This window comes from Paenimyroides tangerinum, assembly GCF_003865405.1.
GTDB classification, from domain to species: domain Bacteria; phylum Bacteroidota; class Bacteroidia; order Flavobacteriales; family Flavobacteriaceae; genus Flavobacterium; species Flavobacterium tangerinum.
This window is the reverse complement of the sequence record NZ_RQVQ01000032.1, coordinates 1-21,825: the sequence shown is the minus strand read 5'-3', so window position 1 is coordinate 21,825 and position 21,825 is coordinate 1. Positions and strand designations below refer to the sequence as shown.

The following is a 21,825-nucleotide window of genomic DNA, read 5'->3' as shown; positions in this document are numbered from 1 at the left end:
TCGCAATCTTTTTCTAGTAGTTTGTTTCATTTTCTTTAAATGGGCATGTAAAAATAAACAATTCAATCTTAAAGTTATATTAATGTTTTGGAACAACTTTTGCTATTTCCTTGCCTAAAAATATTTATCTATGAAAACGTATATTACTGCCTTTTTTATTCTTGTTTTTGGATTTATTGGAAATGCACAAGAAGTAAATAACATTCCGCTTAAAGAAATTCCAGCAAAGTATGTTCAAAAATTCAAATCATTCCACGAACGTTGTTTGAAAAAGCTTATGTTTCTGTTGATTATGGCCAATTAGATGAAAGATATTCAAACAAAGAATTTAAAAATAAAACCATGTTGAAACGCGATAATTCTGAAATGGAATTTTTCTCATATCTAGCGCTTTTGAATTTTTTTTACGATAACGGATTTAAACTTATCGAAACTTATCAGGATATTGAAACAAATTCAAGTCATGAAGTAACAGCGAATTCAAGAAAATATTTATTAGAGAATTTGAATTATTGATTGTTTTAAACATTAAGAAAAATTTCTTTTATTTACAAAATCAAAAAACGTTGTTATGGCAAAGAATAAAACCATTTTTACGGATGAAAACGTAATCGAATTTGTCGAAAAGTTAGAAAACGAGACCAAAAAAAATGATTCGTATCAATTGATTAATTTAATGTCTGAAATCACAGGACAAGAACCAAAAATGTGGGGACCGTCAATTATTGGTTTTGGTCAATATCATTATAAATATGCAAGCGGACACGAAGGTGATGCACCTGTTCTAGGTTTTTCGCCTCGCAAAGCTGCCATTTCATTGTATGTGTTTTCTGGCGCAGATGAACATCTTCCAACGGTTGAGAAATTAGGGAAATTTACGATGGGAAAAGCTTGTATTTACGTCAAGAAAATGAGTGATATTGATATTGATATTTTGAATGAATTAATGCAACAATCGATTGATTTTGTAACTGAAAAGTACGAACGAATTTCTTAAATTATGAAAACTGAAATCCTAAATATTGATGATTATATTCAACAATTCGATTCAGAAAAGCAAGATCTTTTACAAGCAGTTCGTAAATTAATTTCAGAACTTGCTCCCGAGGCAACTGAAACAATTAATTATAAAATGCCAACGTTTCGTTTCAATGGAAATTTGATTCATTTTGCGATGTTCAAAAATCATTTGGGAATCTATCCAGGTGCTGAAGCAATCGAATTTTTTCAAAAAGATTTAATCGATTATAAAACTTCAAAAGGTGCGATTCAATTACCTTTAGATAAAGAAATTCCTGAAGATTTAATCCGAAAAATAGTAAATTATAATTTAGAAATCTTCAGAGATAAACAAGTTCCTGATTGGAAAAAGCATCACGAAAAATGGTTTGATGCCATTGAAAAAATGGAACAAATCATTGCACGAACACCATTAGAAAAAACGTTTAAATGGGGCGGAGATGTTTATGTTTTCGATGGGAAAAATGTAATTTCTTACGCAGGTTTTAAAAATCATTTTGCTTTGTGGTTTTTTCAAGGTGTTTTTCTTGAAGATGAACACCAAGTTTTAATCGCGGCTTCTGAAGGTCGTACGCATGCACAACGACAATGGCGCTTTACAGATGTAAACGAAATGGACGAAGATTTGATTCTGAAATACATAAACGAAGCGATTCAATTAGTTAAAAACGGCATTGAGTTTAAACCAGTAAAAGCACCACCAAAAACTGCTGTTGGGATTCTTGCAGAAGCACTTTCTAATGATAAATATTTCAATGAAGCTTTTTATAAATTGTCTGTTAGTAAGCAAAACGAATATATAATTTATATCGACGAAGCCAAACAAGAGAAAACAAAAATAACGCGTTTAGAAAAAATCAAACCTATGATTCTAGAAGGAAAAGGTTTAAATGATAAATACCAAAAAAGAAAATAATGGTGGTTTTAAAATATCGAAATGCAACCTTTGACGATTTACCCAAAATAGTTGCCATTTATAATTCAACTATTGCTTCTCGAATGGTTACCGCAGATACGGAAGAAGTTTCTGTTGATGATAAATTAAAATGGTTTCATGAGCATTCAACTAATTTCCGACCACTTTGGATGATTGAAAATTTAGATAATGAAGTGATTGGATGGGTGAGTTTTCAATCGTTTTACGGCAGACCTGCTTATAACGGAACCGCTGAAATTAGTATTTATTTAGATCAAAATTTTAGAGGAAATGGCTATGGAAAACAAATTTTAGAATACAGTTTACAACAAGCACCAACTTTTGGAATTAAAGATGTCTTAGCTTTTATTTTTGCACATAATGAACCGAGTGTGAAATTGTTCCAAAATTTCGGTTTTGAAGTTTGGGGCAATTTTCCAAACATTGCCGTTCTTGATGATATCGAACGATCGTTACTTATTTTAGGAAAACGAATTTGTTCATAATTTAAATTCATAAACAGAATAATATCCAAAAAAACACCATCCTTTTCAAGTTAATTTAAAACTCCAACAATATTTGAAATAATAAAGTTTTTGTAAAGATTATTTAAAAGAACTTTTCACTAATCTTTACAAAAACTAATTCTAATTTTTTTTATGCTTCATTATTTTTTAATTCATTGTAGTTTTTTTGAAGTTTTCTAAGGAAATAACCATAAATCAATTTATAAATTAACCAGAAAATAACGGTCATAACTGCAATAACAAAAAACATAACTGCATAAAGAATAACAAATTGAATCGAAGATAAATGATGTTGACTAAATCCTTCATTATAAATACGATCTTGAATTACAATCCAACTCACAGAAATGCACATCAAAAAGAAAGTAATAACATTGAACAACATATAATGTCTTACCACTTTTCTAGTCTGAATAATGTTTTCCATAAGTTTAGTTGTATTATCACCAACCGAAATTTTTCTATACATAGTATAAAATCTATATATAAAATAGATAACGACTACATATAACACATAAGAAAATTTATCAATAAACTTCAAAAAAGAATTTTTTTCCATAAGTAAAACCATACTTTTATCGTCAGAATTCATAAAGAATAATAATACGAAACCAAGTAATAATTCGATTACGCTTATTATGAAAATCCATTTAACAACAGATGATGATTTTTTATGTATGATTACACCAATTTCATCTTTTGAAATTTTGGGTAAATCGTCTTCTTTTTTCCAGTGTTTTTTAAGTAAATCTAACTCTTCCATATTCAATCTAAGGATTTACAATTTTTTTTAATTTTGTCTTTATTCTATTCATTTTAACTCGGGCGTTTACTTCGCTAATACCTAATGTTTCGGCGATTTCGGTGTAATCTTTATCTTCTAAATACATATAAACCAACGCTTTTTCAATATCGTTTAATTGTTTAACTGCTTTGTATAAAAGTTTGATTTGTTCTTCTTCTTCATCGTTGTATTCTTCATATTTAATACGATGAATACTCAATTCAATATCGTTAGTATCGATGCTTCTTGTACTTTTCCGATAAAGAGAAATTGCTGTGTTTAAGGCAACGCGATAAGCCCAAGTAGAAAATTTAGATTCCCCACGAAAATTAGGAAAAGCTTTCCATAATTGAATGGAAATTTCTTGAAATAAATCTTTATGAGAATCTTGGTCAGAGGTGTATAATCTACATATTTTGTGGATTATATTCTGATTTTTTTCTAAAAGCCCGACAAATTCGCCTTCTAATTTTGGGTTCATGAACTATAAGTAGCTTAAAATTTATTTATGTTACATTTTTATTCTAATTTTTTAAGAAAATTGCAAAAGCTTGTTAAGATTGGAAAATTACATTTTTTCTACTAATATATTCGTAATTTTGCAAAGTACAAAAAAGATCAAAATATTATGATGAATATTCCAGATTCTAGTAATCCTAGAGTCGTAATAATCGGAGGTGGTTTCGGAGGACTTTCTATAGCTAAACAGCTTAAAAATAGAAATTTTCAAGTCGTATTGTTAGATAAACATAATTATCACAATTTTCAACCTTTAATGTATCAGGTTGCAACTGGTGGATTAGAAGCTGGAACGATTGCTTATCCAATTCGTAAAGTTGTCCAAGAACACAAAGAAACTTTTTTCCGCATGGCAAATGTGGAAAAAGTGGATACATTTGGTAAGAAAGTTATTTCTGACATTGGTACAATTTATTACGATTACCTTGTAATTGCTACTGGTTCGACTAATAATTATTTTGGTAATAAAGACATCGAAAAGAACAGTATGGTGATGAAAACCATTCCTGAAGCTTTAGATATTCGTAGTTTAATTCTTGAAAATTTCGAACTTGCATTACAAACTAATGATGAGAAAGTTCGTAGATCTTTAATGAATTTCGTAATTGTTGGAGCTGGACCAACTGGTGTTGAACTTGCTGGTGCTTTAGCTGAAATGAAAAAAGCAGTTCTTCCAAAAGATTATCCTGATTTAGATTTATCTATGATGGAAATCAATTTGGTTCAAGGTACAAATCGTGTTTTAGATGCGATGAGTGAAAAATCATCTAAAGCAGCTGCTAAATATTTAAAAAATTTAGGTGTTTCTATACATTTAGATGTAAGAGTTACAAATTACGATGGTAATGTTGTTACAACAGCTGGTGATTTAGAATTCCATTCTCAAGCCGTAATTTGGTCTGCTGGAGTTAAAGGAGCAGCGGTTGACGGAGTTAACGATGCAGTTGATAGAGCTTCACGTATTCGTGTAAACGATTTCAATCAAGTTGAAGGATTTGAAGACGTATTTGCTATCGGAGACGTAGCTGCAATGTACGGTGAGAAATTTAAATTCGGTCATCCAATGATGGCACAACCTGCGATTCAACAAGGTGAATTATTAGCAGAAAACTTAGAGCGTTTGTCTAAAAAGCAATCATTGAAAAAATTCGTTTATAACGATAAAGGTTCAATGGCAACAATTGGTCGTAACAAAGCTGTTGTTGATTTACCAAAATTACATTTTAATGGTGTTTTTGCTTGGTTTGTTTGGATGTTTATTCACTTAATATCTTTAATCGGTTTTAAAAATAGAATGTTGGTTTTCTGGAGTTGGGTTTACAACTATTTTGTATTCGATAGAGAATCACGTATCATTGTTCGTCCTTATCGTAAGAAAAAAGGAATCGAACACGGAAATTAATTTCACGGTAAAGGATATTTTTTGTTGTAATTAATCAATAAGTCAACGAATCGATTATACGATCGAATTCCATCTTTCTGATTGTTTAGTTTTAAGAAATTTCCATATACATTTTTCAAAATATTTGAAGAGAAATTTTTGTTTTCTTGCCAAAATTTTTCAGAGTCTGAGATGTTTTCTTGGATACCGAAATTTAATTGGTCATAGAACTGCAAAAATTTCTCTTCATTGTTTATACGAACTTCTTTCAAACAATATTTCAAAGCATATAGATTTGCAGCATATTGATAATCTATTTCTTCTTGACTATTCATTGCTAAAAAACCAAAGAAATTCGCCTCACTTTCTGTAGCAATTCCTTTTTGATGTGCGATTTCGTGCGCAACTGTAACTGGCATTCCAATAACAGGAATGTCATAATTAATTTGTGCTTCGTGTGTGAATGGATTCAAATAACCACTAAATCCAGCTCCAGTTAAGAAACTAGAAAACAACGATTTTTTTACATCGCTATGTATTATAAGAGCAATATCAAATCTATCTTCCAACTTTTTATATCCATTTCTCGAGGCTTTATTAAAAGCCTTTAAATCTTTTTCAAAGTCAACTTTAGCCGAATCATTTTTGGTAATTTCATATTGTAAAGCATTTGTTTTCTGAATCAATTGTTCAGTCAAATCATACAATTCTGCTAATTCATAATTTGTATCAATTTCTAATTTTGTTGAAACTGGAACTCGTAAATTGTTTAATCCCCAAAAAATCTGAAAGAATAATATAAATTGAAAAATTGTTTGTAAAACATAACCCGATATATTTTTTAAAACGTCTTCTTTCTTTCGAATATATTGTATGATTTTATAAATAATTGCAATTACGACTAATACATAAAGTACGTCGCCAATTGAAATTTTGGTCCATTTATTAAAATAAGTTAATATCGTTTGAATAGCTAAATAAAAATTGGAACTGTAATATTTTTCAATAGTATAAGGTGTTCTTTTAAGAAAAGTCAGAAACAATTGTAAGATAGCGATTGCAAAAATATAGCCAACTATTTTTTTCATTTTAGAATATATTAACGTTTTTATTTAGAACAAATAAAAATAATTATTTATATTTGTTCCAAATTAATTTAATAAAAAATGGGTAAGTGTAAATCTTCTTGCAATGTAGTTTATTTCTGCGACGGAAAAAAATGTTGTAGATATAATGATGATGCAAAATCTTGTTTTAAATCATTAATTTCTGAATCTGGATTGGATGAGAAAGTGGTTTTTCAGAAAATGAAATGTCAAGGTTTATGCAAAAAAGCACCTATTTTTTATATTGAATCTGAGAAAGAATATAAAAAGGAAGTTACCGAAAAGAAAGCTAGAAAGATATTTGAAAAATATATCGTAGCATAGTTTTATAATTAATTATTGTTTTATTTTGTACAGAAACGTTTATCTCATTGATGAACGTTTTTTTGTTTTGATTAAATGATAAAAATATTCAAAAAAAAATATGAATATCAATTCCATTTTAGATTCGATTTATAAATTACCGCAATCCTCAAAAAATAAACTTTTAGGTTTTATTGAAGAAGTCCATTTTCCAAAAGGACATTTACTTTTAAGGGCAAATCGTATAGAAAACGATATTTATTTTATTAAGAAAGGAATGGTTCGTGCATTTACTCAAACTCCAAATAATGATGTTACTTTTTGGTTTGGTTCTGAAGGTTTCGTTGTGATTTCAATGAGAAGTTATGTTTCAAATTTACCGGGCTATGAAGATATTGAACTTTTAGAAGATGGTGAGTTTTACAAAATAAACACACAGCAATTACGTAATCTTTTTGATGAAGATATTCATATTGCCAATTGGGGAAGAAAATTCGCAGAACAAGAATTGATTTTCACCGAAGAGCGATTGATTTCGCATCAATTCAAAACTGCCAAAGAACGCTATCACGAGCTACTAAAACAAAATCCAAATTTATTTCAGCGTGTGCAACTTGGATATATTGCATCTTATTTAGGAATAACCCAAGTGAGTTTAAGTAGAATTCGAGCCGAAAAAGAATAGGCGTTTTTATCATTTGTTAAATTTTTTGTCGTTTGATCTTCCGAAATTTGTCAAAAATATTTAATAATGAATTGGATTATTTTAATTATCGCAGGATTATTTGAAGTAGCTTTTGCCTTTTGTTTAGGAAAAGCGAAGGAAACAAACGGAAACGAAATGTACTTTTGGTATGCTGGATTTTTAGTTGCTCTATTTATTAGTATGGGACTTTTAATTAAAGCTACGCAAACTTTACCGATTGGAACTGCTTACGCCATTTGGACTGGAATTGGAGCAGTAGGAACGGTTTTAGTTGGAATATTTGTTTTCAAAGAACCAGCAAGTTTTTTACGAATCTTTTTTATTACAACTTTAATTGCATCAATCGTTGGTTTGAAATATGTTTCTAGTTAATTTTTTACGGTTGTCCCAATTATACAATTTTAAAATTGGTATGTGTTTGATATTTGTAAAAAATAACTTAAACATATATCTAATGAAAAGACTTTTAACCTCTCTAAGCATTTTAGCATTGATTGCCACATCTTCAACATTCATTTCTTGTTCAAGTGATGATAATGTAACAAAAGAAGTTGAATTAAGTATTGAACAGCAAATTTTAGGAAAATGGATATTAGGTGAAATTGATTTGAAAATGCAATTAGGTGATAACGTAATCACTGATGAAGTTGGTACAGATGTAACAAATGAATTAGATTTGTATTTTGAATTTAAAGAAGGAAACGTTGTTACTTTATATCAAAAACAATATCAAAATGGTGAAGTAACTCAAGGAACTGGCACCTATACCGTTTCGGGCTCACAATTGACAGTTAATATTTCTGGTACTCCACAAGTTTTTGAATATGAAATTAACGGTGATAAGTTATCATTAACCTTAAATGCAGAAGAAATGTACGAAGGTCAACTTCTAATAATGAATTTGACTTATCATTTATATAAATAAGATAAAAAACTCCGATTATAAAAATCGGAGTTTTTGATTTATTTCGAAATTTCATTCCAAATTACTTCGTTTGGAGTAGGAGCAACAAAAGTCATTTTTTCTTTAGTAACCGGATGCTCTAAGGTTAATTTTCTAGCATGAAGGTGAATTCCTCCGTCTGGATTACTTCGGTCAAAACCATATTTTAAATCGCCTTTAATCGGACAGCCAATTGCTGTAAGTTGACTTCTAATTTGATGATGTCGACCGGTATGTAAATCGATTTCTAAAGCCGCATAATTTTTTAACTTGCAAAAAAGCGTATAAGTTAAACTTGATTTCTTGCTTTCTTTTACTTCTTTTGTATGTGCTTTTGAAGTGTTGTTTTTGGGATTTCGAACCAAATAATGTACTAAAGTATCCGTTATTTTTGGTGGAGTTCCTTTAATTACTGCCCAATATGTTTTTTGAGTTTCTCGATTTTTAAAAGCTTCGTTTAAACGAGTTAAAGCTTTTGAGGTTTTTGCAAATAAAACCAAGCCCGAAGTTGGACGGTCTAAACGATGTACCACGCCTAAATAAACCGCACCAGGTTTGTTATATTTTATTTTTATAAATTCTTTTACAATTTCACTCAAAGGTTTATCACCTGTTTGGTCGCCTTGGACAATATCGCCTACACGTTTATTCACCACAATGATGTGATTATCTTCGTAAATAACTTGTAAATTATCTTTGGTTGAAAGTATTTTCATTACTTGATTTCTATAAAAAAACCATCACGAATGATGGTTTTTAATTTATGCAAAAATACAATTAATATTGTTCTTTTTCGTTCGGGAAGTCTTTAGATTTTACATCTTCTACATATTGACCAATAGCTTTAGTCATATCTTCATATAAATTCATATATCTTCTTAAAAATTTCGGACTAAATTCGTGTGTCATTCCAATCATATCATGAACAACCAGAACTTGACCATCAACTCCAGAACCAGCTCCAATTCCTATAATCGGAATGGAAACAGCTTCGGCAACTTGTGCAGCTAATTTTGCAGGAATTTTTTCTAAAACAATAGCAAAACAACCAATTTTCTCAAGCATTTTAGCATCTTCAATTAATTTAGTTGCTTCTTCTTCTTCTTTTGCACGAACCGTATAAGTTCCAAATTTATAAATAGATTGCGGTGTTAAACCTAAATGCCCCATAACTGGAACTCCGGCTCCCAAAATCTTTTTTATTCCGTCTTTAATTTCTTTACCACCTTCCAATTTTAAAGCGTGAGCTCCACTTTCTTTCATTACACGAATGGCAGATTCTAATGCTTTTTTAGAATCAGATTGATACGTTCCGAAAGGTAAATCAACTACAACTAAAGCACGTTCAACACCACGAACCACACAAGATGCATGGTAAATCATTTGGTCTAAAGTGATTGGTAAAGTGGTTTCATGACCAGCCATTACATTACTTGCCGAATCTCCAACTAAAATAACATCAACTCCAGCAGAATCAACAATTTTAGCCATAGTATAATCGTAAGCAGTTAACATAGAGATTTTCTCTCCGTTTGCTTTCATATCAATAAGTGACTTGGTGGTCACTCTTTTGTAATCCTTTTTTGCAACAGACATTTTATCTTTAAATTTAAAAACGAATTGCTAAGTTAATTATTTTAAATGAAACTAATTTTTTTTAACAGAAATATTCATCTGAATTTATAATCTAGTTCTGTTAGCTCTAATTGTTCAATGAAATAGCTTGGTGTAAGACCAGTTTGTACTTTAAATTGTTGTGTAAACGATTTTGGATTTGAAAAACCATAATTCTCGGCAATTTCTTGAATGCTTAGTTTTCGTAGTTCACTATTTTCTGTTAAATCTTTGAGCACTTCATTGATACGTAACTCGTTTAAATATATATTAAAGTTTCCTTTTTCTTTATTTAGTAAAGCAGATAACGTACTTCTGTTAGTACCAAAATCTTGGGCTAATTCATCAAGTTTTAAAAGTTTTAAAAACTGTTTTTGGTTTTCAAAAAGCTCTAATTGCCTTAAAAGCTTTTTTTCTGTAAGTGAATATGTTTTTGCAATTTCTAACTCAGTTTGTAATTCAGTTTTTCTATTTTCATTGAATACTGAAATAAACTCCTCATTTTCTAATTTTTGTTTTTCTTCAATTCGTGCTTTTTCTAAAACAATTTTATCTGTTTTTACTTTTTCTATTAAAGCTGTAAATTTTATTTTTAACTTCTTTTTTTCTTTATCCTGCCAAATAACATAAACCAAAAGAAGTAATATAAGTATTCCTAAAACTACCAATCCAAAGCCATATTGTTTGTTACTTATATTCAAAATCGAACGTTCCCTTTCTAACTTTTTAGTTTCTAATTCGGTGTGTAACGTGTTCGCAAGATTAAGTTGTTCTGCTTCAAATTGTTTGTTTAAGGCAATTAAATTTTCTGTAGCTTGTAATTGCAACTGCGTTTGATTGGTTTCTTTATAATAAGAAATTAAATAATCATAAGCCTCTCGCAGTTCATAATTTAAAAACTGTTTTTCTTTAAATAAAGCATCAATCTTAGAAAAATAAGTTACAGCAGTTGCTTTATCATTGTTTAGCCAAGCTATTTTACCTAAATACAAATAAATAACGTGCTGGTTTGTAAAATCTTCATTTGCTGTTACAATAGGTAAAGCATTTTTAAAATAGGTTGCAGCATCAGCCGTGTTGTTTTCTAAAAAAGCCAAACAACCTTTTAAATAATTTAAATAACCGCTTTCTGTTTCTTTGTGCTTTGCGTTTAAAAGGTGTATGTTTTCTTCAATTTGTACAATAGTACTTTTTAACGAATCGGTATTTTGTAATTGCGTAAACGTTTTACCCAAGCTGTATAAAGTACTTAAATAAGCACGGCTATGGTTATAATCGTTAAAGTTTTTGTAATAATTTTTAGCTTGGTTAAAATAGCTTACCGCTTTTTGGTAATGACGTGTATGGTAATAGATATTACCAATATCAATGCGTACAAAATTTAAACTGTAAAAATTTTTATGTTGTTCGTTAAAGTTTTCTGAAGCTATTGCACATTTTAAAGCTTGGTTAAATGCTCTGTTTTTATAAAATAAGACTACTTTACTATTTAAAAAATCACCTGTTAAACTATCGTTCTTTATTTTAGAAAGTAGGGGTTGCATTTCTTCTAATAAAATCAACGATTCTGTATAAGAAACTAAAAACGATTTTTTATTAAGTCCTTTATAATGCTCAAAAGTATTATTTTGTTTTTGAGCCTTTGTTATGTACGTATCTAAATAGAGTAGTTTGGTAGGTTTGGTTGTGGTGTCGTTTTCAATTACTTTCCAAAGGTTTTCGTAGGAGTCAGACGTTTTTTGACTAAAACAACTGAATGGCAACAGAAAAATCGTCAATAATAGTATTGAAATATGATTTTTTAAGTGGGTGGGTGACATGGTTTGCAATTCTTTTTTACAAAAATACTAAAAATAATTTACTTTATATTTTTGTGTTTAAATGTTTTGTTTTTAGTGTTTTATGTTTTTAAAATTGACGATTTTTCCGTTCCATTGATAATTTTTCCGTTCCTAAAAAATCAATTTTTTAAAAATTGACGATTCTTCCCTTTGTTTTTTCAAAACCCTTTCATATTTGCAATGAAACAAAAGCTACCCGGGCAGCACCATTAAAAAATCCGAAACAATGAAAAGAAATTTTTTAATAGCTGTAGCAATTATAGGTTTATGCAGCTCGTGCGAAACAGACAATGAATTTTTTACTGACTCGCAACAAAAAACTAATTATGCATTACAACGTTCTTATCATACAGCCAATTTTAATTATGAAACCTATCAATTGATTATTGAAGGTTTTGAATACCATAAGGCATTACCATATCATGAAAATGTAATGTTGTATGAAAAATATGTGAATTCAACTTTGTATGAAATAGGTTTAAATGAATCTTATAAAATGATTGATTATGATATATTGCAGAAGCTATTACAAGCAGACGAAATGATTATTTCTGAATTTGATTATTCTTCTAACGCTAAAATATTAATGGAGCAATTGTTAAAAGAAGGTTCTTACGATGCTTCTGTTTTTCAAAAGCTAAACGCAACAGAGCAAAGTATTCTTAATACCATGTTAGCATTAAGTACAGACAATAAGGGCGATGATAGAATAGATGATAAGCGAACAATTGCATTTGCTTACGGAGCACAATTTAGTTTTACAGAAGCTATTTTGTATGCCGGTGCTGTAGCTTTACATTTTTAAATAAGTAAATAAACCATATTAAATTTTGTTTCGGAGACCAGTAGTCGCGAATGCTGGTTTTATGAAACAGAATACAATCCCGAATACAGCGGGTAACCTGTATAATTATTATAAACCGCAGTTTTTTAAAAAAATAAAAAAACTGCATAAATTTTAAAATTATGAAAAGATTAAAAAAATTAGCATTAAGTATTTTAGGAGTAACTGTATTATCTTTGGGATTATACGCTTGTAGTAATGACGGTGATGTACAAAACGATAATACTTCAAATGTTCAAAAACGTGAAACTCTTGTTGATGAAACTCAATTTGCAGAAGTTTCTAAAAAAATAAAAGTTGACACAGATTGGGTTAAATTAAATGATAATGTTGTTCAAATGGCTAATATTTTAGTGAATAATAATTTTCAATACGATACAGTAAATTATCAAGGAGATGATTTTTTTTATAAAAGTTTAGGTAAAGATGGAAATCAATATAAAGCTTTATATACAGAATCAAAAGAGTTAGCTAGTAAATTGAGAGTGAAATATTTTAGTAAGTTAGAATGTATTGATTGTGTAATGATTCATAAAAATTTAAGTGATGTAGAATTAAATAGTATTTTATATTCATCAGCAATTGAGGTACCTAAAATTGACTGTAACAATTGGAAATTTTATGCTTGTGGGGTTGTTGCAGCTACTACTATAGAATTTCCTCCGGCTTTTGCAGCAGCCTTAGCATTGTGTATATCTGAATATTGTTAATTTTTTTAATTATGATAAACATTTTTTTGCCAATTATTATTATAGTAGTATTATTTTCTGTATTAAGTTATTTTAAATCTAATTTAGTTTGGAAGAAAATTTCTGTTTTTGTGTCAACTATTGCAGCAATTTTTTTTATTGCTGTGTCGTTTACAACGGATAATTTTAATTTAAAATCAATACTTTTAGCGTTTGTTTTTATTCTAAATAGTTTTTTGTTGTATAAAAAATATTTGCAGAAACCCAAAACAGATTAATAGCTATTATAAAATAAAAAACACATAAACAAATCCTGCTTATGTGGTTTTACTATTATTTATCAAATAAATTATAATGAAAAAATCAATCTTATTTTTATTACTATTTTTAACGGGATTTACAAGTAATGCACAGTTTTTAACTAAAATGTTTGTAAAAAACCACAATAAAATTTTTAGACCATCGATATTGGTTTCTACAGAAAAAAATAGAGAAATTGTTATGTTAGGTATGACACACGTTGGTGAGCAATCTTTTTATGATAAAATTAAACATAAGGTAGATTCACTAAGAAATGAAGGTTTTATTGTTTTTTATGAAGGGGTAAAAATTAAAAGTGAAAACGATACCTTGAACGACGATTTGTTTTTGAGAAAATTCAGAAAACTATCCAATGATGCTTTATATCAATCAAACCCAGAGAAAGAAAAAAAGAATTTTAAAGGTTTAGTTTATCAAGAAAAATCAGATATTGGTATTAAGAAAGGAGATTTTCGAAATGATGCAACGATTAAAGAACTGGTTCAAAAATATGAAGAACAATTTGGAGAGGTTGAATTAAAAGCTTGTGATTTTGAAACCAATTTCAATCAAAAATATAAATGTGGCAAAGTAGATAAACGAATTAGAAATTATCTTGTCTATACATTAAGAGAAAAAATAATGATTGAAAATCTTTTAAATTATCCAGAAGATAAAATTGTATTTGTAATTGGACAAGGACACGTTCCTACGTTTGCTCATATTTTAAAAGAAAATGGCTACGAATATAAACATTGGTTGAATGCAAAGAAATAAAACAAAAAACACATAAACTTAATCGCTTATGTGTTTTTTGTTTTAATATTTTATAATAAAAAAAAGCAAATTAAAGAATCAATAAACTTACTCGGATTTAATCCTCGAATTCATCATCAAAATCCTCTTCGTTTTCTTCATTGGTAAACCAAAAAGAATCTAACATCGTTTTATCAACAAAAGAATCTAAACGTTCATATTCAGAACTTGAAAGATAAAAACGTTGCGTTTTACCAATACTTTCAGACAAACGATATAATTTTGGTTCTAATCTAACTCTTAATAAATCATCTAAAGTATCGATAACGAACATTTTTAATTGGTTTACATCAAAACCTGCAGTTCCAAACATTAAATTTAAACGCTCCGGAGTTCCAATCAAAACATCAATTCCAAGAGAAATGTTATTTTTATCTTCATCTAAATTTGTTTTTTCATGTACTCCAAAATAACGCAAACTTGTATATTTTCCGTATTTATTAAACTTGTCCAATAAGCTTAAAACTTGTGGTTTATCTTTTACAATAATTAAAGCACGTGGCGATTCTAGAAATTCTTTTTCTAAACGTTGAATCGTATTAATCACAATAATATCTTCACGTTCATTAGCATCTTCACAAACAATAACAACGTCATTCCCGCTTTTAATTGTACCAAAAGATTCTTTTAGGATTTGAGTTGGCTCAGTTAAACCAGCATTGATTAATCCTTCTTTTAAGTCTTCGTTAATTTTCTTTAATTTCATTTTATTTTGAGGCAAACATTTGAACGTCGGCTTTAGAAACTTCTTTACCGCCTAATATTATTAATCTTTCTACTACGTTTCGTAACTCACGAATATTTCCTGTCCAATCGTATTCTTGAAGCAAAGCAATCGCTTCTTTAGAAAATACTTTTGGAGAAGTTCCGTTTTCTTCTGCAATTTTTATTGTAAAATGATTTATCAACAATGGAATATCTGATCTACGGTCATTTAATCCAGGAACTTTAATCAGAATTACAGCTAAACGGTGATATAAATCTTCACGAAAACGACCTTCATCAATTTCTTTACGTAAATCTTTATTCGTTGCCGCAATCACACGAACATCAACTTTTATATCTTTATCAGCACCAACACGAGTTACTACACTTTCTTGTAAAGCACGTAAAACTTTTGCTTGAGCTGGCAAACTCATATCTCCAATTTCATCCAAGAAAATAGTTCCTTTATTTGCTGCTTCAAATTTTCCAGCTCGGTCTTTAACCGCCGAAGTAAAAGCACCTTTAACGTGGCCAAACAATTCACTTTCGATAAGTTCGGACGGAATTGCCGCACAGTTTACTTCAATAAGTGGAAAATCTGCACGTGGACTTTTTTCGTGTAAATTATGAGCAACTAACTCTTTTCCTGTTCCATTTGGTCCTGTAATTAAAACACGAGCATCGGTTTGCGCAACCTTATCAATCATTTCTTTGATATGTTCAATCGGTTCGCTCTCCCCTATCATTTGGTAATTTTTACTCACTTTCTTTTTCAATCGAGTGTTTTCAACTACCAATGTTTTTTTATCTAAAGCATTTCGAACGGTATTCAATAAACGATTTAAATCTGGTGGTTTTGAAATATAATCAAACGCACCTAAACGCATTGTATTAACAGCGGTTTCTAAATCTCCGTGACCAGAAATCATTACAAATGGAATTTCGGGTTTGATTTTTTTCGCTTCTTGAAGCACCTCTTCCCCATCCATTTTTGGCATTTTGATGTCGCAAATAACCAAATCAAAATCTTCTAATTTGATTTTTTCTAAACCTTGCAAACCATCCTCAGCTTCAGTGACAACATAATCATCACTTTCTTCTGATAAAATTTTTGATAAAACACGACGAATAGCAGCTTCGTCTTCTATTATTAATATTTTAGACATAAATTATTCTAATATTTAATCCACTTTAATAATTCTTTCCAAGTTGGCTTTTTACCGTGCATCAAAATTCCTACGCGGTAAATTTTTGCAGCAAACCAAACAATTCCTATAAAGGTAGCAAATAATAAAATAACTGAAATAATTATTTGTTCAATTGGCACACCAAATGGAATTCGCATTAACATAACAATTGGCGATGTAAACGGAATCATTGAAAAAATGGTTGCAACTGTTCCGTGAGGTTCATTCATTACGGTAAAAAATCCGATGTAAACCGCTAACATCAATGGCGCAATTACAGGAAATAAAAATTGTTGCGTATCCGTTTCGTTATCAACAGCTGCTCCAATTGCCGCATAAAGTGAACTATAAAGGAAATATCCACCAATAAAATAAATCAAAAAGAAAAAAATCAAACTTCCAATTGGTAACATTGCAATTTCTTTCAGATATAATTGAATGGTTGAAATCAAATCGGGATTCATTTCTGAAACCATATCCATAGATGGTGATGACGTATTTAAACCGAAAACAGTATTTGCAATCAACATTAAAATTCCACCAACAATTGCCCAAATTGAAAACTGAAGAATTCCAGCTAAAGTTGTTCCGATGATTTTCCCCATCATCAAATAAATCGGTTTAACCGAAGAAATAATAATCTCGATAATTCGATTTGTTTTTTCTTCAATCACGCTTCGCATAACCATATTACCATAAATAATGATAAACATCATAATCAAATAACCGAACAAAGCTCCGATGGCAATTTTGATTTCATTTAAACCTTTAACGGTTTCTTCACCAGAAGCTTTGACCAAATTAACCGAAATATCAGCTTTAGCTTCATCGATTTTCAACGTATCAATTCCGCTATTTGTAAGATTAATTCGAGTTAACTTGTTTCCCATTGTTTTCTCTAAATCAGAAACAAATTGTAAACTTGGACTTTCATCAGAAATATATTGAATTCCGTTTTCATATTCTTTAAGATTATCGAATTTTGGAATAAATAAAATTCCTTCATAAGCTTTTAAAGAAACACTGTCTTTTAGAATTTTTTCATCGATTAATGAAACATCGGTATAATTAAATAAGTCATTCGATTTAAATTCAGAAAAAAACAAACCAGATTCATCGTGAATTCCAATATGTTTCATATCCGAACGAAGCGAACTTAAATATCCGACTAAAACAGCAAAAGCAACAAATAATAATGGACTTACGAATGTCATTATTATGAACGATTTATTACGAACTTTCGAAATAAATTCTCTTTTTATGATTAATGATAAAACTCCCATTATTTTGGACTTACAGTTTCGATAAAAATATCGTTTATACTTGGAATATTTTCGGTAAAATGCGTGATTTCTCCATTTTGAATTAAAATCTGCATTAAATCATTAGACGATTTATTTCCTAAATTTATATTCAATTGCAATTCGTTATTCAAGCTTTTGAAATTTGTTTCTTGAAAATCAAATTGATTTGCTAAAATGGATTTAAAATTTTCTGGCTCATTAGATAAAATCCCAACTTGATATGTATTTGTTCTAAATTGTTTTTTTACGTCAACAACTTTTCCATCAATTAATTTATTTGATTTATGAATCAAAGCAATTTCATCACACAATTCTTCAACACTTTCCATTCTATGCGTTGAAAAAATAATAGTACTTCCCTTTTTCTTCAATTCAAGAATTTCGTCTTTGATAATATTTGCATTTACAGGGTCAAATCCAGAGAAAGGTTCATCAAAAATCAATAATTTAGGTTGATGTAAAACCGTGACAACAAACTGAATTTTTTGAGCCATTCCTTTAGAAAGTTCTTGAATTTTTTTGTTCCACCAATCCGAAATTTCCAATTTATCAAACCAATATTTCAATTGTTTCTCAGCTTCAGCTTTCGACAAACCTTTCAATTGAGCCAAATACAAAGCTTGTTCACCAACTTTCATACTTTTATATAAACCACGTTCTTCTGGCATATAACCAATATGTTTGATGTGATGCTGACTTAATTTTTCACCGTCTAATAAAATTTGCCCCGAATCTGGAAATGTAATTTGATTGATGATTCTGATAAGTGAAGTTTTACCAGCACCATTCGGTCCTAATAATCCAAAAATACTACCTTGTGGTATGTTTAAAGAAACGTTATTTAACGCAACTTTTTCTCCATATTTTTTTACAACATTTTGAACTTCAAGAATGTTTTTCATTATAAACTATAATTAATATAAGTGGTACAAAAATAGCTTTTTTTAGGATTGTACCCTAATTACAAAGGGGGTAAAAAAAACCCAACCTCATTTTTAAAAAATGAGGTTGGGAAAAATTGCTATGAAAAAGAAAATCCACCGTTTTATAAGTGTGCTCAAATGTAATTAATTAAATTTAATTACGAAAACATTTCTTTAACTTTTTCAAAAAAAGATTTGTCAGATTTTTGAGGATTCGGAACAAAGTTCTCATCTTCTTGCATTTTCTCAAAAAACTGACGCTGTTCCTTGCTTAATTTCTTTGGAGTCCAGACATTTACGTGAATCAAGAAGTCACCTGTTCCATAACCTTGAATACTCGGAAGCCCTTTACCTTTCAGTCTTAATATCTTTCCTGATTGAATACCTTCTTCAATTTTGATACGAACTTTTCCAGTAACCGTATCTATTTCTTTCGAACCACCTAATGCAGCTTCAGAAAAACTGATGTATAAATCGTAATGAATGTTTTCACCTTCACGTTTTAAATTTTCGTGTTCAAGCTCTTCGATAACCACAATCAAATCTCCTGGTAAACTGTTAGCTCCAGGAGCTTCGTTACCTTTATTAGAGACTTTTAATTGAATGCCATCAGTAACACCAGCTGGAATTTTGATAGAAACTGTTTCTTCATTAAAAATCAAACCGTCATTATCAGCTCCGTTTGGTTTGTGATCTAAAATTTGTCCAGAACCACCGCAACTTCCACAAGGTGCAGAAGTTTGCATTCTTCCTAAAATTGTATTCTGAATTTTAGTTACCTGACCAGAACCGTTACAAGTTGTACACGTTTTATAAGTTACACCTTCAGCTTTTACTTTACGTTTAACTTTAACTTTTTTCTCAACACCATTAGCAATATCTTCAAGTGTCAATTTAACTTTAATTCTAAGATTTGTTCCTTTAACACGTCTTGGACCACCTCCGCCACCGCCGAAGCCACCAAAACCGCCAAAGCCACCACCAAAAATATCTCCAAACTGACTGAAGATATCTTCCATGTTATTAAAACCACCGCCGTAGCCACCGCCACCACCTGGACCATCAAAAGCAGCATGACCATATTGGTCATATTTTGCTTTTTTATCAGCATCTCCAAGAATTTCGTATGCTTGTGCAGCTTCTTTAAATTTCTCTTCAGCTTCTTTATCACCTGGGTTTTTATCAGGGTGAAATTCAATTGCTTTTTTTCGGTATGCTTTTTTAATAGCTGAAGCATCAGCATTTTTATCAATACCTAATATTTCGTAATAATCTCTTTTCATTTTAATTTATGTAAATTAATTATCGATTATTGACCGATAACAACTTTAGGAAAACGAATAATCTTATCTCCTAATTTATATCCTTTTTCAATAACATCAACAACTTTACCTTTCAAATCATCACCTGCTGGGATTTGAGTAATAGCTTCTGCAACATCAGCATTAAAAGAATCTCCTTTTTCAATTTTAACAACTTCCAAACCTTTTGACGCCAAAATGTCATTAAATTTAGTAGAAATCAAACTAAATCCTGTCAGGTGTTCTTTCGCTTCAGATTGTTCAACTTGTGCTAATGCGCGGTCAAAATCATCCAAAACTGGTAACAACGAAGATAAAACACCTTCACTTGCCGTAGTTAACATCTCTAATTTCTCTCGAGAGGTTCTTCTTTTGTAATTTTCGAACTCAGCAAACAGACGTAAAAACTTATCTTTCTCTTTATTTAATTCTTCTTTTAACTGCTCTTCTACAGTTAGTTCAGTATTATTTACTGATTCATTACCGTTTTCAGTATTATTTACTTCAGTTTCAATATTCTCTAAATTATCTGTATTTTCAGTGCTCATTATATTCAAATTTTTACTTACTACTATTTTACAAAATGCTTGCCATAAGAAATACACAGTCAATTTGTCATATCACAACAATCTTAACCTAGATTAAGAAATCAATAAGATTAATAAATTTTGAGTTTTATTTAAGAAAAAGAAACAATTTTTATGTTAAATTTGCCAACATAAAAATAAATCAAAATTAAATATGAAAAAAAATGTATTAGCGGTTATCGCTTTAGCTGCATTATCTTTTACAGCTTGTAAAAAAGAAAACACAACAGTTGAAACAACTACTCCAACAGAAGTAACTCCTGAATCAACTGAAGGAACTAAATATAATGTTGCAACAGATAAGTCAAAAATCGACTGGACTGGTGGAAAAGTTTCTGGAGACAAACACACTGGAACTTTAGCATTGAAAGAAGGAAATGTTGCAGTTAAAGACAATAAAGTTGTTGGTGGTAATTTCGTTATCGATATGAACTCAATCACTGTTACAGATATTACTGATGCTGATAAAAAAGCAATGTTAGAAGGTCACTTAAAAGGAACAAGCGCAGATAATTCTGACCATTTCTTTAACACAGGAAAATTCCCTGTTGGAACTTTCGTTTTAACAAGTGTTACTGAAGAAAACGGAGCACAGATGGTTGAAGGTAACTTAACTTTAAAAGAAGTTACTCATGCTGTTAAATTCCCAGCTACTGTGACTGTAACTGATACAGACGTAACTATTGTTACAGAAAACTTTGAAATCGACAGAACAAAATGGGGAGTTAACTTCAATTCTGGTTCAGTAGTTAAAGATTTAGCAGGTGACAAAGTTATCAATGACAACATCATCTTAAAATTAAACGTTGCTGCAACTAAATAATTTTAAAATAACTAATTCAAAAAGCGTTTTCGTTCATTCGGAAACGCTTTTTTATTTGGGCAATCCCTTCCATTTCATTACAGGTCGGGCTGTTCGCACTCGCTTTTCGCAAATTAGAAATTTGCAAAAGAGCTCAAACAAAGCTTCCATCCCTATTGCGAAGCTTAGTTTGTAAATTTATAATTCAGATTAAATCATAACATTCCCAATAAGGTGTTTTTCTTTATTTTACCAATTTCATTCTTCGGAATTTCAGAAACAAAATAAATAGATTTGGGCATTTGAAAACGTTGTAATCTTCAGGAAATACTTCAATTCAATTTAATGTAGCTGAAAATAAAGTTTCCGGAAATAACAGTTGCAATCGTTTCTTTGGAAATTACAAAACAACTTAAGACGAAATTACTTTCGATAGCTTAGGCACAACAAGAATGGCTTGCAAAGATGAAGAATCAAAAGAAACGGAACGCAAAATGATGCATTATTTAAATAATTCAACGCTTCGTTTCGATGTTGCCGAACAAACTTTAAATTTTTATAAAGATGATAAATTAGTAATGATGTTTGGATTGCAATTTTAAGAAAAAGTTATAAACAGAAAAACCTTAAGAATCAACTTAAGGTTTTTTTTGTGGTACCTCCAGGAATCGAACCAGGGACACATGGATTTTCAGTCCATTGCTCTA

The 21,825-nt window shown here is 29.9% G+C and carries 27 protein-coding genes; 15 read left to right on the top strand and 12 right to left on the bottom strand.

Going from position 1 to position 21,825, the window contains the following annotated elements:
* The first annotated feature begins 130 nt into the window (after positions 1 to 130).
* Genes EG240_RS16520 through EG240_RS12490 form a run of 5 tightly spaced genes read left to right on the top strand, consistent with a single transcriptional unit; the run spans position 131 to position 2,442 of the window.
* A complete protein-coding gene (locus EG240_RS16520) occupies positions 131 to 304 on the top strand; it encodes a hypothetical protein (protein ID WP_158612027.1) in 174 nt (57 codons plus the stop codon).
* Between the two features lie 38 nt (positions 305 to 342).
* Positions 343 to 516, top strand: coding sequence for a hypothetical protein (locus EG240_RS16515; protein WP_158612026.1), 174 nt, complete (start codon positions 343 to 345; stop codon positions 514 to 516).
* Between the two features lie 55 nt (positions 517 to 571).
* Positions 572 to 997, top strand: coding sequence for a DUF1801 domain-containing protein (locus EG240_RS12500; protein WP_125019727.1), 426 nt, complete (start codon positions 572 to 574; stop codon positions 995 to 997).
* A 3-nt stretch (positions 998 to 1,000) separates the two neighbouring features.
* Complete coding sequence (locus tag EG240_RS12495) at positions 1,001 to 1,936, top strand: DUF1801 domain-containing protein (protein WP_125019726.1); 936 nt, start codon at positions 1,001 to 1,003, stop codon at positions 1,934 to 1,936.
* Complete coding sequence (locus EG240_RS12490) at positions 1,936 to 2,442, top strand: GNAT family N-acetyltransferase (RefSeq protein ID WP_125019725.1); 507 nt, start codon at positions 1,936 to 1,938, stop codon at positions 2,440 to 2,442. Before EG240_RS12495 ends, EG240_RS12490 begins: the two co-directional genes overlap by 1 nt.
* Before the next feature lie 151 nt (positions 2,443 to 2,593).
* Here the strand turns inward: EG240_RS12490 and EG240_RS12485 are convergent, their stop codons facing one another.
* A complete protein-coding gene (locus EG240_RS12485) occupies positions 2,594 to 3,226 on the bottom strand; it encodes a hypothetical protein (protein WP_125019724.1) in 633 nt (210 codons plus the stop codon).
* A 7-nt stretch (positions 3,227 to 3,233) separates the two neighbouring features.
* Entirely contained in the window at positions 3,234 to 3,728 is a 495-nt protein-coding gene (locus EG240_RS12480) for an RNA polymerase sigma factor (protein WP_125019723.1), read from the bottom strand.
* Positions 3,729 to 3,875: 147 nt separating this feature from the next.
* On the opposite strand from EG240_RS12480, the gene EG240_RS12475 reads away from it, so the two are divergent.
* Entirely contained in the window at positions 3,876 to 5,168 is a 1,293-nt protein-coding gene (locus EG240_RS12475) for an NAD(P)/FAD-dependent oxidoreductase (protein WP_162497966.1), read from the top strand.
* 2 nt (positions 5,169 to 5,170) lie between these two features.
* Here the strand turns inward: EG240_RS12475 and EG240_RS12470 are convergent, their stop codons facing one another.
* Positions 5,171 to 6,235: a DUF3810 domain-containing protein gene (locus EG240_RS12470; protein ID WP_125019722.1), complete on the bottom strand. Its 1,065-nt coding sequence runs from the start codon at positions 6,233 to 6,235 to the stop codon at positions 5,171 to 5,173.
* A 78-nt stretch (positions 6,236 to 6,313) separates the two neighbouring features.
* Here EG240_RS12470 and EG240_RS12465 point away from each other — a divergent pair, with 78 nt between their 5' ends.
* The 4 genes from EG240_RS12465 (at position 6,314) to EG240_RS12450 (ending at position 8,187) form a co-directional block, all read left to right on the top strand.
* Positions 6,314 to 6,577 carry a (2Fe-2S) ferredoxin domain-containing protein gene (locus EG240_RS12465; RefSeq protein WP_125019721.1) on the top strand — a complete coding sequence of 88 codons (264 nt, stop codon included), beginning with the start codon at positions 6,314 to 6,316 and terminating at the stop codon, positions 6,575 to 6,577.
* Between the two features lie 100 nt (positions 6,578 to 6,677).
* Positions 6,678 to 7,241 (top strand): Crp/Fnr family transcriptional regulator, encoded by a 564-nt coding sequence (locus tag EG240_RS12460; RefSeq protein WP_125019720.1) that lies wholly within the window; start codon positions 6,678 to 6,680, stop codon positions 7,239 to 7,241.
* A gap of 66 nt (positions 7,242 to 7,307) precedes the next feature.
* Complete coding sequence (locus EG240_RS12455) at positions 7,308 to 7,634, top strand: DMT family transporter (protein ID WP_125019719.1); 327 nt, start codon at positions 7,308 to 7,310, stop codon at positions 7,632 to 7,634.
* 82 nt (positions 7,635 to 7,716) lie between these two features.
* Positions 7,717 to 8,187: a lipocalin family protein gene (locus EG240_RS12450; RefSeq protein ID WP_158612025.1), complete on the top strand. Its 471-nt coding sequence runs from the start codon at positions 7,717 to 7,719 to the stop codon at positions 8,185 to 8,187.
* A gap of 38 nt (positions 8,188 to 8,225) precedes the next feature.
* Here the strand turns inward: EG240_RS12450 and EG240_RS12445 are convergent, their stop codons facing one another.
* The 3 genes from EG240_RS12445 to EG240_RS12435 form a co-directional block, all read right to left on the bottom strand.
* Positions 8,226 to 8,921: an RluA family pseudouridine synthase gene (locus tag EG240_RS12445; protein WP_125019717.1), complete on the bottom strand. Its 696-nt coding sequence runs from the start codon at positions 8,919 to 8,921 to the stop codon at positions 8,226 to 8,228.
* Positions 8,922 to 8,982: 61 nt separating this feature from the next.
* Complete coding sequence (gene panB, locus EG240_RS12440) at positions 8,983 to 9,801, bottom strand: 3-methyl-2-oxobutanoate hydroxymethyltransferase (protein WP_125019716.1); 819 nt, start codon at positions 9,799 to 9,801, stop codon at positions 8,983 to 8,985.
* A gap of 74 nt (positions 9,802 to 9,875) precedes the next feature.
* Positions 9,876 to 11,639, bottom strand: a complete 1,764-nt coding sequence (locus EG240_RS12435; protein WP_125019715.1) for a helix-turn-helix domain-containing protein — start codon at positions 11,637 to 11,639, stop codon at positions 9,876 to 9,878.
* 247 nt (positions 11,640 to 11,886) lie between these two features.
* On the opposite strand from EG240_RS12435, the gene EG240_RS12430 reads away from it, so the two are divergent.
* From EG240_RS12430 to EG240_RS12420, 3 genes are all read left to right on the top strand, one after another.
* Positions 11,887 to 12,465, top strand: coding sequence for a hypothetical protein (locus EG240_RS12430; protein WP_125019714.1), 579 nt, complete (start codon positions 11,887 to 11,889; stop codon positions 12,463 to 12,465).
* Positions 12,466 to 12,626: 161 nt separating this feature from the next.
* The gene (locus EG240_RS12425) at positions 12,627 to 13,214 is read left to right on the top strand and encodes a hypothetical protein (RefSeq protein WP_125019713.1); all 588 of its coding nucleotides are present in this window, start codon (positions 12,627 to 12,629) and stop codon (positions 13,212 to 13,214) included.
* 333 nt (positions 13,215 to 13,547) lie between these two features.
* The gene (locus EG240_RS12420) at positions 13,548 to 14,270 is read left to right on the top strand and encodes a hypothetical protein (RefSeq protein WP_125019712.1); all 723 of its coding nucleotides are present in this window, start codon (positions 13,548 to 13,550) and stop codon (positions 14,268 to 14,270) included.
* 97 nt (positions 14,271 to 14,367) lie between these two features.
* Here EG240_RS12420 and EG240_RS12415 read toward each other — a convergent pair whose 3' ends face one another.
* The 6 genes from EG240_RS12415 to EG240_RS12390 all read right to left on the bottom strand — a co-directional run bounded on the left by EG240_RS12415 (position 14,368) and on the right by EG240_RS12390 (position 20,277).
* Complete coding sequence (locus tag EG240_RS12415) at positions 14,368 to 15,015, bottom strand: DEAD/DEAH box helicase (RefSeq protein WP_125019711.1); 648 nt, start codon at positions 15,013 to 15,015, stop codon at positions 14,368 to 14,370.
* Position 15,016: 1 nt separating this feature from the next.
* Positions 15,017 to 16,180: a sigma-54-dependent transcriptional regulator gene (locus EG240_RS12410; protein ID WP_125019710.1), complete on the bottom strand. Its 1,164-nt coding sequence runs from the start codon at positions 16,178 to 16,180 to the stop codon at positions 15,017 to 15,019.
* Between the two features lie 8 nt (positions 16,181 to 16,188).
* Positions 16,189 to 17,484 (bottom strand): ABC transporter permease, encoded by a 1,296-nt coding sequence (locus EG240_RS12405; protein ID WP_125019709.1) that lies wholly within the window; start codon positions 17,482 to 17,484, stop codon positions 16,189 to 16,191.
* Positions 17,484 to 18,407, bottom strand: coding sequence for an ABC transporter ATP-binding protein (locus tag EG240_RS12400; RefSeq protein ID WP_125019708.1), 924 nt, complete (start codon positions 18,405 to 18,407; stop codon positions 17,484 to 17,486). The genes EG240_RS12405 and EG240_RS12400 overlap by 1 nt, the downstream gene beginning before the upstream one ends.
* 179 nt (positions 18,408 to 18,586) lie before the next feature.
* A complete protein-coding gene (gene dnaJ, locus EG240_RS12395; RefSeq protein WP_125019707.1) occupies positions 18,587 to 19,711 on the bottom strand; it encodes a molecular chaperone DnaJ in 1,125 nt (374 codons plus the stop codon).
* A gap of 26 nt (positions 19,712 to 19,737) precedes the next feature.
* Positions 19,738 to 20,277: a nucleotide exchange factor GrpE gene (locus EG240_RS12390; protein ID WP_125019706.1), complete on the bottom strand. Its 540-nt coding sequence runs from the start codon at positions 20,275 to 20,277 to the stop codon at positions 19,738 to 19,740.
* A gap of 193 nt (positions 20,278 to 20,470) precedes the next feature.
* Here EG240_RS12390 and EG240_RS12385 point away from each other — a divergent pair, with 193 nt between their 5' ends.
* Both EG240_RS12385 and EG240_RS12380 read left to right on the top strand, forming a co-directional pair.
* A complete protein-coding gene (locus EG240_RS12385; protein WP_125019705.1) occupies positions 20,471 to 21,139 on the top strand; it encodes a YceI family protein in 669 nt (222 codons plus the stop codon).
* 401 nt (positions 21,140 to 21,540) lie between these two features.
* Complete coding sequence (locus tag EG240_RS12380) at positions 21,541 to 21,720, top strand: META domain-containing protein (protein ID WP_317127017.1); 180 nt, start codon at positions 21,541 to 21,543, stop codon at positions 21,718 to 21,720.
* Positions 21,721 to 21,825 lie beyond the last annotated feature (105 nt).

Coding starts and splice junctions, on each gene's coding strand:
- EG240_RS16520 (WP_158612027.1), top strand. CDS start 131: ATGAAAACGTATATTACTGCCTTTTTTATTCTTGTTTTTGGATTTATT.
- EG240_RS16515 (WP_158612026.1), top strand. CDS start 343: ATGTTGAAACGCGATAATTCTGAAATGGAATTTTTCTCATATCTAGCG.
- EG240_RS12500 (WP_125019727.1), top strand. CDS start 572: ATGGCAAAGAATAAAACCATTTTTACGGATGAAAACGTAATCGAATTT.
- EG240_RS12495 (WP_125019726.1), top strand. CDS start 1,001: ATGAAAACTGAAATCCTAAATATTGATGATTATATTCAACAATTCGAT.
- EG240_RS12490 (WP_125019725.1), top strand. CDS start 1,936: ATGGTGGTTTTAAAATATCGAAATGCAACCTTTGACGATTTACCCAAA.
- EG240_RS12485 (WP_125019724.1), bottom strand. CDS start 3,226: ATGGAAGAGTTAGATTTACTTAAAAAACACTGGAAAAAAGAAGACGAT.
- EG240_RS12480 (WP_125019723.1), bottom strand. CDS start 3,728: ATGAACCCAAAATTAGAAGGCGAATTTGTCGGGCTTTTAGAAAAAAAT.
- EG240_RS12475 (WP_162497966.1), top strand. CDS start 3,876: ATGATGAATATTCCAGATTCTAGTAATCCTAGAGTCGTAATAATCGGA.
- EG240_RS12470 (WP_125019722.1), bottom strand. CDS start 6,235: ATGAAAAAAATAGTTGGCTATATTTTTGCAATCGCTATCTTACAATTG.
- EG240_RS12465 (WP_125019721.1), top strand. CDS start 6,314: ATGGGTAAGTGTAAATCTTCTTGCAATGTAGTTTATTTCTGCGACGGA.
- EG240_RS12460 (WP_125019720.1), top strand. CDS start 6,678: ATGAATATCAATTCCATTTTAGATTCGATTTATAAATTACCGCAATCC.
- EG240_RS12455 (WP_125019719.1), top strand. CDS start 7,308: ATGAATTGGATTATTTTAATTATCGCAGGATTATTTGAAGTAGCTTTT.
- EG240_RS12450 (WP_158612025.1), top strand. CDS start 7,717: ATGAAAAGACTTTTAACCTCTCTAAGCATTTTAGCATTGATTGCCACA.
- EG240_RS12445 (WP_125019717.1), bottom strand. CDS start 8,921: ATGAAAATACTTTCAACCAAAGATAATTTACAAGTTATTTACGAAGAT.
- panB (WP_125019716.1), bottom strand. CDS start 9,801: ATGTCTGTTGCAAAAAAGGATTACAAAAGAGTGACCACCAAGTCACTT.
- EG240_RS12435 (WP_125019715.1), bottom strand. CDS start 11,639: ATGTCACCCACCCACTTAAAAAATCATATTTCAATACTATTATTGACG.
- EG240_RS12430 (WP_125019714.1), top strand. CDS start 11,887: ATGAAAAGAAATTTTTTAATAGCTGTAGCAATTATAGGTTTATGCAGC.
- EG240_RS12425 (WP_125019713.1), top strand. CDS start 12,627: ATGAAAAGATTAAAAAAATTAGCATTAAGTATTTTAGGAGTAACTGTA.
- EG240_RS12420 (WP_125019712.1), top strand. CDS start 13,548: ATGAAAAAATCAATCTTATTTTTATTACTATTTTTAACGGGATTTACA.
- EG240_RS12415 (WP_125019711.1), bottom strand. CDS start 15,015: ATGAAATTAAAGAAAATTAACGAAGACTTAAAAGAAGGATTAATCAAT.
- EG240_RS12410 (WP_125019710.1), bottom strand. CDS start 16,180: ATGTCTAAAATATTAATAATAGAAGACGAAGCTGCTATTCGTCGTGTT.
- EG240_RS12405 (WP_125019709.1), bottom strand. CDS start 17,484: ATGGGAGTTTTATCATTAATCATAAAAAGAGAATTTATTTCGAAAGTT.
- EG240_RS12400 (WP_125019708.1), bottom strand. CDS start 18,407: ATGAAAAACATTCTTGAAGTTCAAAATGTTGTAAAAAAATATGGAGAA.
- dnaJ (WP_125019707.1), bottom strand. CDS start 19,711: ATGAAAAGAGATTATTACGAAATATTAGGTATTGATAAAAATGCTGAT.
- EG240_RS12390 (WP_125019706.1), bottom strand. CDS start 20,277: ATGAGCACTGAAAATACAGATAATTTAGAGAATATTGAAACTGAAGTA.
- EG240_RS12385 (WP_125019705.1), top strand. CDS start 20,471: ATGAAAAAAAATGTATTAGCGGTTATCGCTTTAGCTGCATTATCTTTT.